Annotated in this window: 29 protein-coding genes; 1 reads left to right on the top strand and 28 read right to left on the bottom strand. The window is 32.0% G+C overall.

Annotation, left to right across the window (positions count from 1 at the left end):
• Positions 1 to 12: 12 nt before the first annotated feature.
• Genes BN1173_RS02570 through tuf form a run of 27 tightly spaced genes read right to left on the bottom strand, consistent with a single transcriptional unit; the run spans position 13 to position 13,784 of the window.
• On the bottom strand, positions 13 to 1,044 hold the full coding sequence (locus BN1173_RS02570) for a DNA-directed RNA polymerase subunit alpha (protein WP_040236395.1): 1,032 nt from the start codon (positions 1,042 to 1,044) through the stop codon (positions 13 to 15).
• Positions 1,045 to 1,059: 15 nt separating this feature from the next.
• Positions 1,060 to 1,449: a 30S ribosomal protein S11 gene (gene rpsK, locus BN1173_RS02565; RefSeq protein ID WP_012538254.1), complete on the bottom strand. Its 390-nt coding sequence runs from the start codon at positions 1,447 to 1,449 to the stop codon at positions 1,060 to 1,062.
• Positions 1,450 to 1,479: 30 nt separating this feature from the next.
• The gene (gene rpsM, locus BN1173_RS02560) at positions 1,480 to 1,857 is read right to left on the bottom strand and encodes a 30S ribosomal protein S13 (RefSeq protein ID WP_012538253.1); all 378 of its coding nucleotides are present in this window, start codon (positions 1,855 to 1,857) and stop codon (positions 1,480 to 1,482) included.
• Positions 1,858 to 1,866: 9 nt separating this feature from the next.
• Complete coding sequence (gene rpmJ, locus BN1173_RS02555; protein ID WP_002557090.1) at positions 1,867 to 1,980, bottom strand: 50S ribosomal protein L36; 114 nt, start codon at positions 1,978 to 1,980, stop codon at positions 1,867 to 1,869.
• 9 nt (positions 1,981 to 1,989) lie between these two features.
• Positions 1,990 to 3,294 (bottom strand): preprotein translocase subunit SecY, encoded by a 1,305-nt coding sequence (gene secY / locus BN1173_RS02550; RefSeq protein ID WP_012538252.1) that lies wholly within the window; start codon positions 3,292 to 3,294, stop codon positions 1,990 to 1,992.
• Between the two features lie 12 nt (positions 3,295 to 3,306).
• Positions 3,307 to 3,744 (bottom strand): 50S ribosomal protein L15, encoded by a 438-nt coding sequence (rplO, locus tag BN1173_RS02545; RefSeq protein ID WP_014696339.1) that lies wholly within the window; start codon positions 3,742 to 3,744, stop codon positions 3,307 to 3,309.
• Positions 3,737 to 4,048 (bottom strand): 50S ribosomal protein L30, encoded by a 312-nt coding sequence (gene rpmD / locus BN1173_RS02540; protein WP_012538250.1) that lies wholly within the window; start codon positions 4,046 to 4,048, stop codon positions 3,737 to 3,739. The genes rplO and rpmD overlap by 8 nt, the downstream gene beginning before the upstream one ends.
• 3 nt (positions 4,049 to 4,051) lie before the next feature.
• Positions 4,052 to 4,546: a 30S ribosomal protein S5 gene (gene rpsE / locus BN1173_RS02535; protein WP_012538249.1), complete on the bottom strand. Its 495-nt coding sequence runs from the start codon at positions 4,544 to 4,546 to the stop codon at positions 4,052 to 4,054.
• A gap of 11 nt (positions 4,547 to 4,557) precedes the next feature.
• Positions 4,558 to 4,917, bottom strand: coding sequence for a 50S ribosomal protein L18 (gene rplR, locus BN1173_RS02530; RefSeq protein ID WP_014696337.1), 360 nt, complete (start codon positions 4,915 to 4,917; stop codon positions 4,558 to 4,560).
• A 17-nt stretch (positions 4,918 to 4,934) separates the two neighbouring features.
• A complete protein-coding gene (gene rplF, locus BN1173_RS02525) occupies positions 4,935 to 5,477 on the bottom strand; it encodes a 50S ribosomal protein L6 (RefSeq protein ID WP_012538247.1) in 543 nt (180 codons plus the stop codon).
• A gap of 19 nt (positions 5,478 to 5,496) precedes the next feature.
• The gene (gene rpsH / locus BN1173_RS02520) at positions 5,497 to 5,895 is read right to left on the bottom strand and encodes a 30S ribosomal protein S8 (RefSeq protein ID WP_014696336.1); all 399 of its coding nucleotides are present in this window, start codon (positions 5,893 to 5,895) and stop codon (positions 5,497 to 5,499) included.
• A gap of 9 nt (positions 5,896 to 5,904) precedes the next feature.
• On the bottom strand, positions 5,905 to 6,090 hold the full coding sequence (locus BN1173_RS02515; protein WP_012538245.1) for a type Z 30S ribosomal protein S14: 186 nt from the start codon (positions 6,088 to 6,090) through the stop codon (positions 5,905 to 5,907).
• A gap of 14 nt (positions 6,091 to 6,104) precedes the next feature.
• Positions 6,105 to 6,653, bottom strand: coding sequence for a 50S ribosomal protein L5 (rplE, locus tag BN1173_RS02510; protein WP_012538244.1), 549 nt, complete (start codon positions 6,651 to 6,653; stop codon positions 6,105 to 6,107).
• A 3-nt stretch (positions 6,654 to 6,656) separates the two neighbouring features.
• Positions 6,657 to 6,962: a 50S ribosomal protein L24 gene (rplX, locus tag BN1173_RS02505; protein WP_012538243.1), complete on the bottom strand. Its 306-nt coding sequence runs from the start codon at positions 6,960 to 6,962 to the stop codon at positions 6,657 to 6,659.
• Between the two features lie 10 nt (positions 6,963 to 6,972).
• On the bottom strand, positions 6,973 to 7,341 hold the full coding sequence (gene rplN, locus BN1173_RS02500; RefSeq protein WP_012538242.1) for a 50S ribosomal protein L14: 369 nt from the start codon (positions 7,339 to 7,341) through the stop codon (positions 6,973 to 6,975).
• A 47-nt stretch (positions 7,342 to 7,388) separates the two neighbouring features.
• Positions 7,389 to 7,643 carry a 30S ribosomal protein S17 gene (gene rpsQ, locus BN1173_RS02495; RefSeq protein ID WP_012538241.1) on the bottom strand — a complete coding sequence of 85 codons (255 nt, stop codon included), beginning with the start codon at positions 7,641 to 7,643 and terminating at the stop codon, positions 7,389 to 7,391.
• Between the two features lie 5 nt (positions 7,644 to 7,648).
• Positions 7,649 to 7,849 (bottom strand): 50S ribosomal protein L29, encoded by a 201-nt coding sequence (gene rpmC, locus BN1173_RS02490; RefSeq protein WP_014696335.1) that lies wholly within the window; start codon positions 7,847 to 7,849, stop codon positions 7,649 to 7,651.
• Between the two features lie 3 nt (positions 7,850 to 7,852).
• Complete coding sequence (rplP, locus tag BN1173_RS02485) at positions 7,853 to 8,269, bottom strand: 50S ribosomal protein L16 (RefSeq protein ID WP_014696334.1); 417 nt, start codon at positions 8,267 to 8,269, stop codon at positions 7,853 to 7,855.
• An 18-nt stretch (positions 8,270 to 8,287) separates the two neighbouring features.
• Positions 8,288 to 9,118 (bottom strand): 30S ribosomal protein S3, encoded by an 831-nt coding sequence (rpsC, locus tag BN1173_RS02480; RefSeq protein ID WP_014696333.1) that lies wholly within the window; start codon positions 9,116 to 9,118, stop codon positions 8,288 to 8,290.
• Positions 9,119 to 9,121: 3 nt separating this feature from the next.
• Entirely contained in the window at positions 9,122 to 9,484 is a 363-nt protein-coding gene (gene rplV / locus BN1173_RS02475) for a 50S ribosomal protein L22 (RefSeq protein WP_012538237.1), read from the bottom strand.
• Positions 9,485 to 9,490: 6 nt separating this feature from the next.
• The gene (gene rpsS, locus BN1173_RS02470; RefSeq protein WP_012538934.1) at positions 9,491 to 9,769 is read right to left on the bottom strand and encodes a 30S ribosomal protein S19; all 279 of its coding nucleotides are present in this window, start codon (positions 9,767 to 9,769) and stop codon (positions 9,491 to 9,493) included.
• A 9-nt stretch (positions 9,770 to 9,778) separates the two neighbouring features.
• A complete protein-coding gene (gene rplB / locus BN1173_RS02465) occupies positions 9,779 to 10,612 on the bottom strand; it encodes a 50S ribosomal protein L2 (RefSeq protein WP_014696332.1) in 834 nt (277 codons plus the stop codon).
• An 18-nt stretch (positions 10,613 to 10,630) separates the two neighbouring features.
• Positions 10,631 to 10,927 (bottom strand): 50S ribosomal protein L23, encoded by a 297-nt coding sequence (gene rplW / locus BN1173_RS02460; RefSeq protein WP_012538234.1) that lies wholly within the window; start codon positions 10,925 to 10,927, stop codon positions 10,631 to 10,633.
• A 21-nt stretch (positions 10,928 to 10,948) separates the two neighbouring features.
• Complete coding sequence (gene rplD, locus BN1173_RS02455) at positions 10,949 to 11,578, bottom strand: 50S ribosomal protein L4 (protein WP_014696331.1); 630 nt, start codon at positions 11,576 to 11,578, stop codon at positions 10,949 to 10,951.
• Between the two features lies 1 nt (position 11,579).
• Positions 11,580 to 12,209 carry a 50S ribosomal protein L3 gene (gene rplC / locus BN1173_RS02450; RefSeq protein ID WP_012538232.1) on the bottom strand — a complete coding sequence of 210 codons (630 nt, stop codon included), beginning with the start codon at positions 12,207 to 12,209 and terminating at the stop codon, positions 11,580 to 11,582.
• A gap of 33 nt (positions 12,210 to 12,242) precedes the next feature.
• Positions 12,243 to 12,554, bottom strand: coding sequence for a 30S ribosomal protein S10 (rpsJ, locus tag BN1173_RS02445; RefSeq protein WP_011772424.1), 312 nt, complete (start codon positions 12,552 to 12,554; stop codon positions 12,243 to 12,245).
• 45 nt (positions 12,555 to 12,599) lie between these two features.
• Positions 12,600 to 13,784, bottom strand: coding sequence for an elongation factor Tu (gene tuf / locus BN1173_RS02440; RefSeq protein WP_040236392.1), 1,185 nt, complete (start codon positions 13,782 to 13,784; stop codon positions 12,600 to 12,602).
• Between the two features lie 347 nt (positions 13,785 to 14,131).
• Here tuf and BN1173_RS02435 point away from each other — a divergent pair, with 347 nt between their 5' ends.
• The gene (locus BN1173_RS02435) at positions 14,132 to 14,521 is read left to right on the top strand and encodes a hypothetical protein (protein ID WP_014696329.1); all 390 of its coding nucleotides are present in this window, start codon (positions 14,132 to 14,134) and stop codon (positions 14,519 to 14,521) included.
• Positions 14,522 to 14,603: 82 nt separating this feature from the next.
• Here the strand turns inward: BN1173_RS02435 and BN1173_RS02430 are convergent.
• A partial coding sequence (locus BN1173_RS02430) for an MATE family efflux transporter (protein ID WP_040236389.1) occupies positions 14,604 to 15,588 on the bottom strand: 985 nt, incomplete at its 5' end.

Below are 15,588 nucleotides of genomic sequence, written 5' to 3'. Positions count from 1 at the left end.
ATGATCTCCCTTTTAATGAGATATTTTATCGTGTTTACTTAATACTTTAAGAGCTTCTACCTTAGACATTCCCAAAAATAACCCATAAGCATTAAGCTTTTCAACTATCTCTTCTAAACTCTTTTTTCCAAAATTTCTTGCCTTTGAAAGCTCTACAGGACTTTTGCTAATAAGTTCCCCTAAAGTCTTAACATTTTCCTTAATTAAACAGTTAAGAGATCTAACAGACAAATTTAATTTTTCAACATTCATACTAAGTATGTCAGAATCTCTAAATTCAGCATAATCAACAGAATGAATAACTTTATCTTCAAAATTAACTAATGGAAGTAAAAACTCTCTTACTACAGAAGCTGCCTTTTTAATTGCATCCTTAGCACTCATTACACCTGTTGTCCAAATTTCCATAACAAGTTTATCATAATCAGATCTCTGTCCAACTCTAGTATCCTCAACAGAATATGTTACTTTTTCTATTGGAGAGAATATAGAATCAAGAGCAATAGTATTAACTTCTTCTAAATATTTTGCATTTTGTTCAGAAGAAACATATCCTCTTCCATAATTAACTTGAAATTCAAAATCTAAATTTGCATCACTTGAAAGTGTGGCAATAACTAAATCTTTATTAAAAACTTCAACACCTTCTCTTTCAAGATGACCTGCTTTTAAAACATTATTATCCTTCCCATTAACAGAAAGATTTATTGTTGTATTTGTAACTCCTTCATCCAACTTTAAATGAACATTTTTAATATTAGCAATTACTTCAAGAGTATCTTCCATAACTCCAGGGATTAAATCAAATTCACTTGAAACAATCTTTAAAGACTCTTCTTGATTAGATTGAATTCTCATAGCCGAAATAGCATATCCCTCAATAGAAGACAATAATACACGTCTTAAAGTATTTCCAATAGTAACACCAAAACCTTTCTCAAAAGGATATATTATAAATTTTCCATAAGAGCCATCATCCTCTCCCCTTACAAATTCAATCCTATCAGGTATAGTAAAATCTTTTAAAAGCTTTCCTAAAGACATTAATAGCTCCTCTAACTAAACTCGTCTGGTTTTTTTGGGTCTACACCCATTATGTGGTATTGGAGTAACATCTGAGATTGACTTAACAATGATACCTGATGATCCAACAGCTCGTATGGCAGATTCTCTACCAATTCCTGGACCTTTAACAAAAACATGAACATAATTAATACCAAAATCCTTTACCTTTCCTAAAGCTGCCTCTGCTGTCATTTGAGCAGCATAAGGGGTTGACTTTTTAGCACCTTTAAAGCCCATTCCACCTGCACTTGCCCAAGCTAAAGTATTTCCTCTTATGTCTGACACAGTTACAATTGTATTATTAAAAGTAGCCTGTATATAAACATTACCCTCACCAATACTTCTTTTTACCTTTCTTTTATTAGTTGATACTTTCGCACTCAAATTTCTCCCTCCTCCATCAATAAAACAACCTTATTTAGCAGCTATCTTTTTATTAGCCACAGTTTTTCTCTTTCCTTTCCTAGTTCTTGCATTAGTTTTGGTTCTCTGACCTCTTAAGGGCAACCCTTTTCTATGCCGAAGTCCTCTATAACATGCAATATCCATAAGCCTTTTAATAGACATAGCTAATTCACTTCTAAGCTTTCCTTCAACAACATAGTCACTCTCAATTATCTTTCTAAGCTTATTAACTTCTTCATTGTCTAAATCTTTAGCTCTCTTTTCTGGCAAAATACCTGTTTTTTTGCAAATTTCTAAAGCTCTAGATCTTCCTATTCCATAGATAGAAGTAAGAGCAATTTGAAGTTGCTTATTATTTGGCAAATCTATTCCTGCTATTCTAGCCATTTTTTCCCCTTATTTTTGTCTTTGCTTATGTTTAAGATTATCACAAATAATTCTTAAAACACCTTTCCTCTTTATTACTTTACATTTTTCACAAATTGGCTTGACACTAACCCTAACTTTCATAAATCACTCCTAAATTTTCTGTAAAAATGCATATTTTTTACCAGGCCCACGTGACAATCCTTGAGTCTTTAAATATGCATCAATCTGAATTAATGTATCAAGCGCTACTCCTACCATGATAAGCAACGAAGAACTACCCATAATTCTTGAGACATCATAAGGAAATCTAAAAATATTTTGCACTAAAAAAGGAATAATTGCAATCATGGATAAAAAAATAGAGCCTGAGAATAATGTTCTATTCATAATTTTATCCAAATAAGCTTCCATCTCATCTGCCTTGATACCCGGAATAGTACCACCATTCTTTAGAATATTATTACTTATATCTTTTGGACTTAATTGTATTTTGGAATAAAAATATGTAAATCCTATTATTAAACATACGTTCAACAACGTATAATAAAGCCCATTAGGTCTTAAATAAGATAAAATTTGTCTTGATAGAACAGAAGTACCAGCAAATCCACTTAAAATTTGCAAAGGTAAAGTAATAAGTACAGATGCAAAAATAACAGGCAAAACACCTGAAGGATTAAGCTTAATTGGCAAATATGAACTAACAGTATTTTTTGAATTTGCCCTAGCATAATGAATAGAAATACGTCTTTGTGCTTTGTATTCATATATAATTAATATAACAACCAAAATAAAAATACTTAACACTAATATTACAAAAACAGGATTAATATTTTGAGATGGATCTCTCATACTCTGAAATAAATTAAACAAAGCTGCCTGCAATCTCACTACTATCCCTGAAAATATTATTAAAGACACACCATTTCCAATTCCTCTCTGATTAATTTGTTCTCCAAGCCATAAAAGAACAAAAGTACCAGTAGTAACTGTCAAAATAGCAACAAAAATATATCTATAAAAAGGTATATTCAATGCCCCTGGAATACTCTTAGCATAAAGACTAGTAGCATATCCTTGAGCCATTGCTGCAACAATAGTTAAATATTTCGTATATTTTTTTATTTTCTTCCGTCCATTATCCCCTTCTTGCATTTTTTTTAAAGAAGGGAAAGAATAAACAAGAAGTTGGATAATAATTGATGCTGAAATATAAGGACCTATGCTAAGCATAAATATGGAAAAATTACTAAAAGCACCACCTGAGAAAAAATCAAAATAATTAGTAATTGAAAAATCCGATTGAGATTTAAAATAACTTCTAAGAGCCACAGGATCTATTCCTGGAATTGGCAAATATGAACCCACTCTAAAAATAAAAAGAATAAATAGAGTAAATAAAAATTTGCTCCTTAAATCTTTAATCGTCAATAAATTTAAAAACAAACCTTTCATTTCATTACCATTCTAGATCAATTTTATACTGCAGCCAATTTTTGTTGCCAACTCTTCAGCAGATTTTGAAATACGAGAAATTTCAAAATTTACCTTTTTAGTAAGTTCACCATTAGCTAAAATCTTAATATTTTTTTTATTTTTATTTACAAGCCCTTTTTGAAATAAAGTATCATAATTTACTAAATCACCAGTTTCAAACTTTCTATCTATATCACCAAGTCCTACAATCTCATATCTTATCTTATAATCATGATTAGAAAAGCCTCGCCTTGGCAGTCTTCTATAAAGAGGAGTTTGACCTCCTTCAAAGCCAATCCTTGGTGAACTATTTCTAGCTTTTTGTCCTTTCTGTCCTCTACCAGAAGTTTTACCAAGACCAGATCCTTGACCTCTACCAACAATTTTTTTAGATTTATTAGCCCCTAAAGGTCTCTTTAGCTTAATCATCTGTCACCTCACTTATAAAAACCATGCTAATTACACTATTAAGCATTCCCTGAAGAGATTTATTTAAAATATGAATTCTTTTATCTCCTATTCTCTTTAGACCTAAAGCCTTTAATGTCTTCACTTTACTATCCGATTTTCCAATAAGACTTCTCCTAAGTTCAACTTCAACCTTAATATCACTCTTAGCAATAACTTCTCTATTATATTCCATTCTTTTAATAAAAGCCTTATTTTTAAATCTAGACCTTGCAGCTTTAAATCTAATTTTCTTAAGCTGAAGTCGCAATTTTCTCTTAATCATATATTAACTCCATAACGTTCTTAAAGTCTTACCTCTTATATGAGCTATTTTCCTAGCATCTAACACTAACTCAAATGCTTTAAAAGTTGCTTTTACTACATTCATAGAATTATTTGAACCAAGAGATTTACTTAAAATATCATGTACTCCCAAAGCTTCCATGACAGCACGAACAGGCCCACCCGCAATAATACCAGTACCTTGAGTTGCAGGCTTAATTAAAACCTTAGCCTTCTTAAAATTTCCAATGACCATATTAGGAAGAGTACCTTTTTTAATAGGAACGGTTTTTAAATTTTTCCTAGCATTCGTTAAACTTTTCTTTATTGCATCACTAGCATCATTAGCCTTTCCAAAACCCCAGCCAACCTTACCCTCACCATCACCAACAACCATAAATGCAGAAAAAGAAAATCTTCTCCCACCCTTTACAACTTTAGTAACTCTATTTAGTGATATTAATTTTTCTATTTGCTTTTTATGAACTTGAGATTCCACTATAATTCCCCCTAAACATCAATACCAGCTTCACGCAAAGCAGTTGCAAAACCTGCAATAAGCCCATGATATTTATAACCATTTCTATCGAATATAAGCTTACTGATATTTTTATCTTTTAGTCTTTTTGCAAGAACTTCACCTAGTTTCTTTACATCACTAATATTTTTGTTCAAACTAAGCTCCTTTTCAATAGTAGAAACACTTACAAGAGTATGACCTACTATATCATCAATGACTTGAGCATAAAAATATTTATTAGATTTGAAAATTGTAACTCTCGGTCTCTCTGCGACACCAAATCCAATTCTATCTCTTATTCTTTTTTTACGCTTTATATTTCTTTTTTCAGCTTCTTTCACTTTTTTCATAAAAATTCACCTAAAACCTACTTCTTTACTCCTGATTTTCCTACTTTTCGTCTGATTACTTCATTATCATATTTAATTCCCTTACCTTTATAAGGCTCTGGAACTTTTAAGCTTCTAATCTCTGCAGCAACCTGGCCAACCCTACATTTATCTATACCTTCAACAGCAATTTTAGTATTACCATCAAGGCGAATATTAATTCCTTCAGGAATTACATATTCAAACTGAGTTGAGTATCCCAAATTAAAAAATAGACTATTACCTTGTTGTTCAACCCTATATCCTATACCATTAATAGTAAGAGATTTTGAAAACCCATCTGATACTCCCTTAACCATATTAAAAATCAAGCTTCTATAAAGTCCATGAAAAGCTCTTGTCTGTTTATCATTAAAAGCTCTCTCAACAATAATATTGTTGTCTTCAATTTTAACCCGAATGCTACTATTTATCTCTTGACTTAATTTACCTCTCTTACCTTCAACTGTTATAAAATTATCCTTAATATCAACTTTAACAGAATCAGCGATCTTTATAGGAAGTTTACCAATACGTGACATATTTACCTACCTCTTAACCTTACCAAACTGAGCAGATTAGCTCACCACCTACTTTATTATCTTTGGCTTGCTTGCCAGTAATAACACCTTTTGAAGACGACACTATCAATATGCCATACCCATTTTTGATTCTTGGCATATTTTTGTATGAAGAATAAACTTTTCTCCCAGGAGTTGAAATAGCATCTATTCTATTTATAGCCGGATTTCTCTTACCATCATAATTCAACATTGCCTTAATAAAAGGAATACCCTTTTTATCAAAAATATTATAATTTTTAATATATCCTTCTTCCTTAAGAATATCTAATATAGACCTATTTATCTTAGACATCTTTAAATCTACAGACTCATGTTTCACCATGCTCGCATTTCTTATCTTAGTTAACATATCTCCCACTGAATGTGTAACAGCCATAAATTCTCCTTACCAACTTGACTTTGAGACACCAGGAATCAATCCTGCAGATGCATGATTCCTAAAACATATACGACACATACTAAAATCTCTCATATAGCCCTTAGGACGTCCACATAACTTACACCTATTTTTTTGTCTCGTTTTATATTTTGGCTTTCGTAAGGCCTTAACTATCATTGATTTTTTAGCCATAAATAAAAACTCCTTTAATTACTAAATGGCATACCAAACTTAGCAAGCAAAGCTTTACCTTCCTTATCGTTTAAAGCCGTGGTTACTATTGTAACATTCAACCCAGATATCCTCTCTATTTTATCATAATCTATCTCAGAAAATATTATTTGCTCTGCTATTCCAAAAGAACAATTGCCATTCCCATCAAAAGCATTGCCATTTATACCTCTAAAATCTTTAACACGAGGCAATGCTAAATTAACAAGCTTATATAAAAATTCATACATCATGTTACCACGAAGTGTAACTTTAGCACCTATTTCTTGACCTTGCCTAATCTTAAATCCAGAAATAGCTTTTTTAGCCTTTGTCTTTACAGCTTTCTGTCCAGTAATCTGACTAAGTTCCATAACAGCTGAATCTAAAAGCTTTTTATTCTTAACAGCATCACCTACACCCATAGAAACAACAATTTTTTCTATTTTTGGAGCTTGCATAATAGATTTATATTGAAATTCGCTAACAAGTTCTTTTACAATATTATCTCTATAACGCCTCTTCAACTCAGGAATATAACTCATAATCTAAACATTCTCCCCACTTTTTTTAAGATACCTCTTTTTCTCATTATTCTCAAATTTAATTCCTACTCTTGAAATCACACCATTAGAAAATAACATCACATTTGAAATATCCATAGGTGCTTCCTTATCAATTATTTTTCCTTTCTCTTGAGGCGTTCTTGCCTTTATAACCTTCTTAATCATATTACAAGACTTAACAGTCACTTTAAACTTTTTTCTATCTATGCTAGCAATTTCACCAACTTTACCTCTATCTTTACCACAAAGGATCTTTACTTTATCACCAACTCTCAACTTTGTTTTCATAAATAGCCCCTTATATTACCTCTGACGCCAAAGAGACAACTTTCATAAAATTAGCATCCCTTAGCTCTCTTGCAACGGGTCCAAACACTCTCTTACCCCTTGGATTTAAATTAGCATCAAGTATAACACATGCATTGTCATCAAATCGAACATAAGTGCCATTCTTACGTCTTATCTCTTTAGACGTTCTAATAATTACGGCTTTATGCACATCTCCTTTCTTAACAGGAGAGTTAGGAATTGCTTGCTTTACAGCAATAACTATTATGTCTCCAACCTTAGCATATCGCCTCTTGCTTCCACCAAGAACTTTTATGCATTGTGCTATTTTACCACCTGTATTATCAGCAACAGTTAAATATGTCTGCATCTGTACCATAATTAATCTCCTCTATCTCTGTATTTCTAATATAAAAATAATCGAAATTATTTTGATCTCTCCAAAATTTCAATAAGTCTCCATCTTTTCTCTTTACTAATAGGTCGGGATTCAACAATTTTCACCTTATCACCAAGTTTCGATTCCTCTCTCTCATCATGCGCCTTAACTCTTCTGCTAACTTTTAAGTACTTATGATAGATAGGATGCATTTTCCTTTGAACAATCTCAACAACTACTGTTTTGCTCATTTTATCACTAACAACCTTTCCAATCAGTTCTTTCTTATTTTCCCTTGCCATAACACTTAAACCTTCCTAATACCTATTGCATACTCATGAACTATCGTATTAAGCCTTGCAATATCTCGCCTCAGCTCTCTTTTTTTTAAAGGATTCTCAACATGCCCAACTACAGTCTTAAATCTTAAATCCATATATTCTTTCTTTAAAGTTAATCTTTTTGCTTTCATATCTTCAAGAGTAAGATCTTTTAAATTTTTTAACATAACTCACCTCAAATCTCGTCTTACCACAAATGTAGTCTTAACTGGAAGTTTAGAACTAGCAAGCATCATAGCTGATTCAGCAAGTTCTCTAGGTACACCAGACATTTCAAACATAACAGTACCAAGTTTTACAGGAGCATTCCAATGATCAACTCCTCCCTTACCTTTCCCCATCCTAGTTTCAGCTGGCTTTTTAGTATAAGGTATATCTGGAAATATCCTAATCCACACCTTACCTCCCCTCTTAACCCTACGAGTCATAGCAACACGAGCTGCTTCAATTTGTCTTGCAGTAATAAAATCTGCCTCAAGAGAAACTAGCCCATATTCCCCAAAAGATATTTCGTTACCTTTCTGAGCCTCTCCAGAAAGTCTTCCCCTTTGTTTTTTCCTATATTTAACCTTTCTAGGACTTAACATCTAACGCTCCTTAAAATTCTAGACATCAGAATCATTTTTATTTTTAAAATCATTCTTAGATCTAGATCCAATTTCTAATTTCTCTCTAGAAAATTTATCGTCATTTACAACCTTTCTACCCTTATCATCGATTTTACCCTTATCAAAACGCTCAACCTTATCTTTTGAAGGTTTCCTATTAATTACTTGTCCCGCATCTGAATTGATTTGCTTTCCTAAAATTTCGCCCTTAAATAACCAAACTTTAACACCAATAACACCATAAGTTGTGTAAGCTTCGGCAAAACCATAATCTATATTTGCTCTAAGAGTATGCAAAGGAATTCGTCCTTCTTTAACTTCAAAACTTCTAGCAATCTCAGCCCCACCAAGTCTACCTGAAACTTTAATTTTTATACCTTGGATACCTTTAGAAATAGAAGACAAGAGTGAAGATTTTAAAAGTTTCCTATAAGAAGCTCTATTTTCCAACTGTTTTGCTATGCCATTAGCAACAATTTGTGAATCAAACTCTGGCTTCTTAATCTCTTTTATTTTAATATTAATTTTTTTAGATACTTTTCTAGTTAACAATTGACCAATTTTTTCAAGATTAGCACCTTTAACACCAATAACAGAACCGGGTCTTGGAGTAGAAATTACTACAGTCACTCTTTGAAGATTATTTCTAATGATTTCTATATCAGAAATATCAAATTTAATTCCTTTAAGAAATTTCATAGTTTCTCGTCTTATCAAGAAATCCTCGTGAAGAATTTCAGAATATAATTTCTTATCAAAATACCACTTTGATTTCCAATCCCTATTAATTTTAATTCTTAAACTGTAAGGATGTACTTTTTGACCCATATCCTATTCTCCACCATACATCTTTTCATAAACTTCAACAAAAATATGACAACTTCTATTAATAAGCCTATCTGCTCTACCTCTAGCTCTAGGCCAAATGCTTCTACGCTTTCTCCCATCATCTACCATAACTGTCTTTACAAATATCATATCTTCAGAAAGATTTCTATTATGATACATAGCATTTGACGCTGCCGATTTAACTACTTTTCCCAAAAGTTTAGCTCCTTTATTAGGCATAGAGCACAATATTGCAACAGCTTCGTTATAAGGCTTGCCTCGTATATTATCAGCTATAGGTCTCACCTTTTTTGGAGAAGATGGCAAATTTTTGCCCTTAGCAGTATATTTTTTATTCACAAACATAAACCTCTATTTCCTCCCCTTCTTATCTGATTTAGCATGCCCTCTAAAAATTCTTGTAGGTGAAAATTCTCCAAGCTTATGCCCAACAAGATCCTCAGTAATATACACAGGAATAAAAGATTTCCCATTGTAAACAGATATAGTAAGACTTACCATTTCAGGAATTATTGTTGAGGCCCTAGAATAGGTTTTAATTACAACCCTTTTCTCCTTACCAGAAGAAGCTAAAACTTTCTGATAAAGACTCTTTTCTATAAAAGGTCCTTTTTTAATAGATCTTGCCACTACACACTCCTAATTATTTCTTCTTTTGACGATAAATTTATCTGAATACTTATTCTTTTTTCGAGTCTTATATCCCTTAGCTGGCTGCCCCCAAGGAGATACAGGATGTCGACCACCAGAAGTTTTACCTTCTCCACCTCCATGTGGATGATCTATAGGATTCATGGCAACACCTCTAACTTTAGGTCTTCTACCAAGCCACCTACTCTTACCAGCTTTACCAATAGAAACATTCATATAATCTTCATTACCAACTTCTCCAAGAGTCGCCATGCACTTCTTAAAAATCATTCTCATTTCACCTGATGGAAGCTTAACTGTTACATAATCTCCATCAGAAGCAATAATCATAGCATATCCACCAGCACCTCTTACAAGCTGTCCACCCTTTCCAATATTAAGTTCAATGTTGTGAACCATCTTACCAACAGGAATATTTTCAAGCGGCAATGCATTACCAATCTTTATTGGGGCATTTGGACCACTCTCCAAAATATCACCAACCTTAACTCCTTTTGGAGCAATAATATACCTTTTATCCCCATCTCTATATACAAGCAAAGCTATATTAGGGCTTCTATTTGGGTCGTACTCAATAGCTGCAACTCTAGCAGGTATACCAAATTTATCCCTTCTGGCAAAATCAATTTCCCTATAACGTCTCTTATGTCCTCCACCTCTTCTCCTAACACTAATTCTTCCAGAAGAATCTCTCCCAGCCCTAGATACCTTCCCTTTAGTTAAAGACTTCAAAGGGTCATTACCCTTACTTAACTCATCAAAAGATAAAGTTGTCTTATAACGTAAAGACGAAGTTTTTGGCCTATAAGTCTTAATCCCCATATTTTTTCTCCAAAACCACTAAAAAATATCTATCTTATCTTCTTTTTTAAGATAAACATACGCTTTTTTCCATGAAGAAGTTTTCCCTCTGCCAATAGGATAACCTTTTCTTGAGACAACTGTTTTAACCTTGCTCTTAACATTAAGCAAATTACATGATATTGGAGTAACATTAAAAAGCTCTTTAATTGCAGCACCAATTTCCTTCTTATTTGCCTGTTTTTTCACTTTAAAAGCATAAACATTCATATTTTCTCTTTGAATATTAGTCTTCTCAGTAAGCATAGGCGAAATTATTATATCATAAGCTTTCATAAATCATCCTTACTATCCATTTTATTTAACATAAAGCTCATTAAGCCCATTAATAGCAGATTCAAGAGCTATTAAATTTTTAGTATAAAATAAATCAACAACCCTAAGTCTATTAAAAGATAAAATCTTCAAATCTCTTATATTCTTTCCTGCTCTCTTGATCATCTGATCGTCATTACCCAATAAAATAACTGTTCTTCCATTATTTTTTATAAAATTCTTTATTATTAAAGCAAGTTCTTTTGTCTTTCCTGAGTCAATAGTAAAATTTTCAACAACTTTAAGTCTATCATCCACAGATGCACATAGACTTAAAACAGATTTAAAAGCAAGTCGTTTAACTTTTTTTGGAAGCTTATAACTATAATCCCTTGGCTTTGGACCCAAAGCTATACCTCCACCAACCCAAACTGGATTCCTTCTAGTTCCAACTCTAGCACGTCCCGTACCTTTTTGTTTCCAAGGCTTTTTTGAACTACCTCTAACCTCAGCTCTAGTCTTAGTTGAAGCTGTCCCAACTCTAAGATTAGCTAGCTCATTATTAATAGCATTATATATAGAACCATAACTAACATCTATATTGAAAACTTCATCATCTAAATCTATAGTTCTAAGTTCTTGTCCATCTTTAGAAAAAACTTTTCTTTCCATACTAAATACCTACTTTTTTTGCCTTTTTAACAATAACAAAAGAACCCTTAACTCCTGGTACAGCTCCTTTAACCAAAATGGCTCTTTTTTCCTCATCAATAAAAACAATTTCAAGATTTTGAATAGTTTGTTGTTCACCACCCATTCTGCCAGCCATTTTAGTTCCCTTAAAAGTTCTAGCAGGTGTAGTAGCCTGACCTGTACCACCAAGATGCCTATGAAATTTAGAACCATGAGAAGATGGACCACCACTAAAATTATGTCTTTTCATAGCTCCCTGAAAACCTTTACCCTTGGTAGTACCAGTAATATCTACATATTTAATCTCCCTAAAAGCATCAAGTCCAACCTCATCACCAGCATCATAACCTTTAAGACCTTTAAATTCTATCACATATCTTTTAGGTTCAATATTTTCTAATTTTTTATATTGACCTTTTATAGGTCTTGAAACTTTAGAACCCTTAAGATCGACAGAACCCATTATAAGAGCATCATACCCATCTCTCTCCATTGTTTTTTTGCCTATAACATAATTGGGTTCAAACTCTATCACCGTCACAGGTACCACAATTCCATTGCTTTGAAAGACCTGCGTCATGCCAACTTTTTTTCCAATCAATCCGAACATTAAAACACCTCAAATTCATAACTTAAAAATCTATTACTGTTTAATATCAACCTCCACTCCTGCAGGAAGCTCCAATTTCATCAAAGAGTCCATCAAAGCAGAAGTAGGCTCTAAAATATCAATAAGCCTCTTATGGGTTCTCATTTCAAACTGTTCTCTTGATTTTTTATTAACATGAGGAGAACGCAAAACAGTATACTTCTTTATTTTTGTCGGCAAAGGAATTGGACCTTTAATCTGTGCTTTAGACTTTTGAACAGCCCTAACAATAGACTCAGCACTCTGATCTAATATCTTAACATCAAAACTAAAAAGCCTTACCCGTATCTTATCTTTAGTAATCAATTTATTCTCCTAAACTTTAGAGACAAAAAATCTCTAAACCCTACACTATTCCAATATTTCCAGAATTCTTCCTGAAGCAACTGTTCTACCGCCCTCTCTAACAGCAAATTCAACATTTTTATCCATCGCTATTGAAGATATAAGCTCAACAACAATATCAACATTATCTCCAGGCATAACCATCTCTTTACCCTCAAGACTAACCATACCTGTAACATCTGTTGTTCTAAAGAAAAATTGAGGTCTATATCCTGAAAAGAACGGTTTATGTCTTCCACCTTCTTCTTTAGTTAAACAATATATAGAAGCCTTAAATTTTTTGTGAGGAGTAATTGTACCAAGAGCAGCAATAACCTGACCTCTCTCAATATCTTTTTTGTCAACACCTCTTAATAAAAGCCCAACATTATCTCCTGCTTCACCTTGTTCAAGAATCTTTTGAAACATTTCAACACCAGTAACGGTTGTCTTTCTGGTTTCTCTAATTCCAACAATCTCAACTTCTTGTCCAACCTTAATAACACCTCTCTCAATACGACCAGTAGCAACTGTACCACGTCCAGAAATAGAGAAAACATCTTCAATAGCAAGCAAAAATGGTTTATCAATATCTCTTTCTGGAAGATCAAAATAATTATCCATAGTTTCAAGAAGTTCTTTTATGCATTTTGTAGCTTCAGGATCATCAGGATTTGACATAGCTCCAAAAGCTGAACCTTTTACTATTGGTGTATCACTAGGAAATCCATATTTCTCAACAAGTTCTAAAACCTCAACTTCAACAAGTTCCACAAGCTCAGGATCTGCCAAATCTAGTTTGTTTAGAAACACTATTATTTTCTTTATTCCCATTCTTTGTGCAAGGAGCAAATGCTCTTTTGTTTGAGGTTCTGCACCACTATCAGCAGCAACCAATAATATTGCAGCATCCATCTGAGCTGCACCTGTAATCATGTTTTTGATATAGTCAGCATGCCCAGGACAATCAACATGGGCATAATGTCGATTTGAAGTTTCATATTCAATATGCCTAGCATTAATTGTTATTCCTCTTGCCTTCTCTTCAGGCGCATTATCAATATCTTCATACTTAAGAGCTTTAGCATCTTTATTTACCTTTGAACAATAAATACTAATAGCCGCTGTTAATGTTGTCTTACCATGGTCAACATGCCCTATTGTACCAACATTCATATGTGGCTTTGTTCTTTGAAAAATTTCCTTAGCCATGAATCACCTCCCAAAAATTTGCACTCTAAATCTTCATCTATTCTTCAAAATTCTTAACTTAAGAATTCCAATTTGTTCCTTTACTAAAGGATAATAACATTATATAAAATAAAACCATTATTAAAAAAACATATTTTCTTAGAAATTGACCCGATTACCGTGTTTTTCTAAAAGAATTCTTAACAACTCCATTAGTGTACACATTATTCAAAATATAGTCAATATGTAATATATTGATATTAAATATTAGTCAATAAAAAAGAATTGAGCAATCAATGCTATAACTAAATTATTAAAATTCAAAATATATCTAAGATTAATATTAAAGGCTAAGATAATATAACACTATGTCACAATTTAAGTTAAAATACAAACTATTAAAGAATAGCATAATACTTATTATTTTCATAAATATCTCATGCATCAAAAATAATGATGTCAAATCAAAAGAAACAGGCAGAGAAATTACTTATATTGTTAATATAAAGAAAAATACAGAAAAAATTGAAATTATAAGATTTAATACTAATAAAAAAAACAAATTAATTATCACTCTTAAAAACAACAAAAAAATAGATATAAAGCAAAACTCACTAGCAATCTTTAAAAAAGGAAATAAAACCGGGCATATAATTCAAGAAGGCATTAAAGCAGGAGAAGAAAAAACATTTAACTTAAATATCAATGTCAACAAGCAACAAAAAAACATATTTTATATCTTTCTAAAAGAAGATTAATATTCAAAAGATCACTTTTATGAATATTCAATTAAATAAAAGTATGTACAAAATACTGCCTCACAAAAACAACGATACAACTTCACATATTACTCTTATTGCATATCTGTCCATATCTAGTTAAAGTTACAAATAATAAAATAATTAAAGCCAAATAGTTTGAAATTATAAAAGCATAACCTAATGAATCTTCCAAAATTCCAAAATATTGCAATATAAAAACAGTTGGTAAACGAATAATCCAAAGACGAATACAAACAACAATCATAACCAGCTTTGTCAGCCCTGAACCTACTAATACACCTAAAAAAACTTGTTGCAAACCAAATCCAACAGTTCCAATAACTGCCAATGATAAATAACCATTAGCATACTTAATAACTTCTAAATCAAATGTAAAAAGCGCTATTATAACATCTTTAAAAGACATGATAAACGATGCAACGGTAAGCATTATTACTAGAGTAACAAAAAACCCTTTTTTTAAAATATCTCCTACTCTCATTATATTTTTTGCACCAAGATTTTGTCCAACAATTGAAATAATTCCAGTACCAATACTCATTCCAGGAAGAAGCAAAAAAGAAATAATATTATTTACCATGCCATAAGCAGCTAAAAATTTGGAACTAATTTGAATTACAATATGATTAAAAATCAAAAAAGATAAAGAGGCCATAACTTGACCAAAAGCTGCCGGCAATCCCAAACTAATAATTTTTCTTATTACATTAATATCTGGAATAATATCTTTAAAATGCACTTTAAGTCCACAATTTAATCTATATGTAAAAAAAAGATAGGATAAAACTGTAATTAATTTAGATAAAAGCGTAGACCAAGCAGCACCAGCAATACCTAAACCCAAAGTAAACATTAAGATTGGGTCAAGAAAAAAATTAATAATATTTGCGACTAAAATCAAAAACATCGCAACAACAGTTTCTCCTTGAGAATTCAATATATACACAACGGAAATACTGAGAAACATCACGGGTATTCCATAAACTATAACATAAAAATACGACCTTGTAAGTTCTTTAAGCTCACCCCTTACACCCATAAGT

Source organism: Borrelia crocidurae, from assembly GCF_000825665.2.
Classification (GTDB): Bacteria; Spirochaetota; Spirochaetia; order Borreliales; family Borreliaceae; genus Borrelia; species Borrelia duttonii.
The sequence above is the reverse complement of the archived record's forward strand: the minus strand, read 5'-3'. Positions and strand labels throughout refer to the sequence as shown.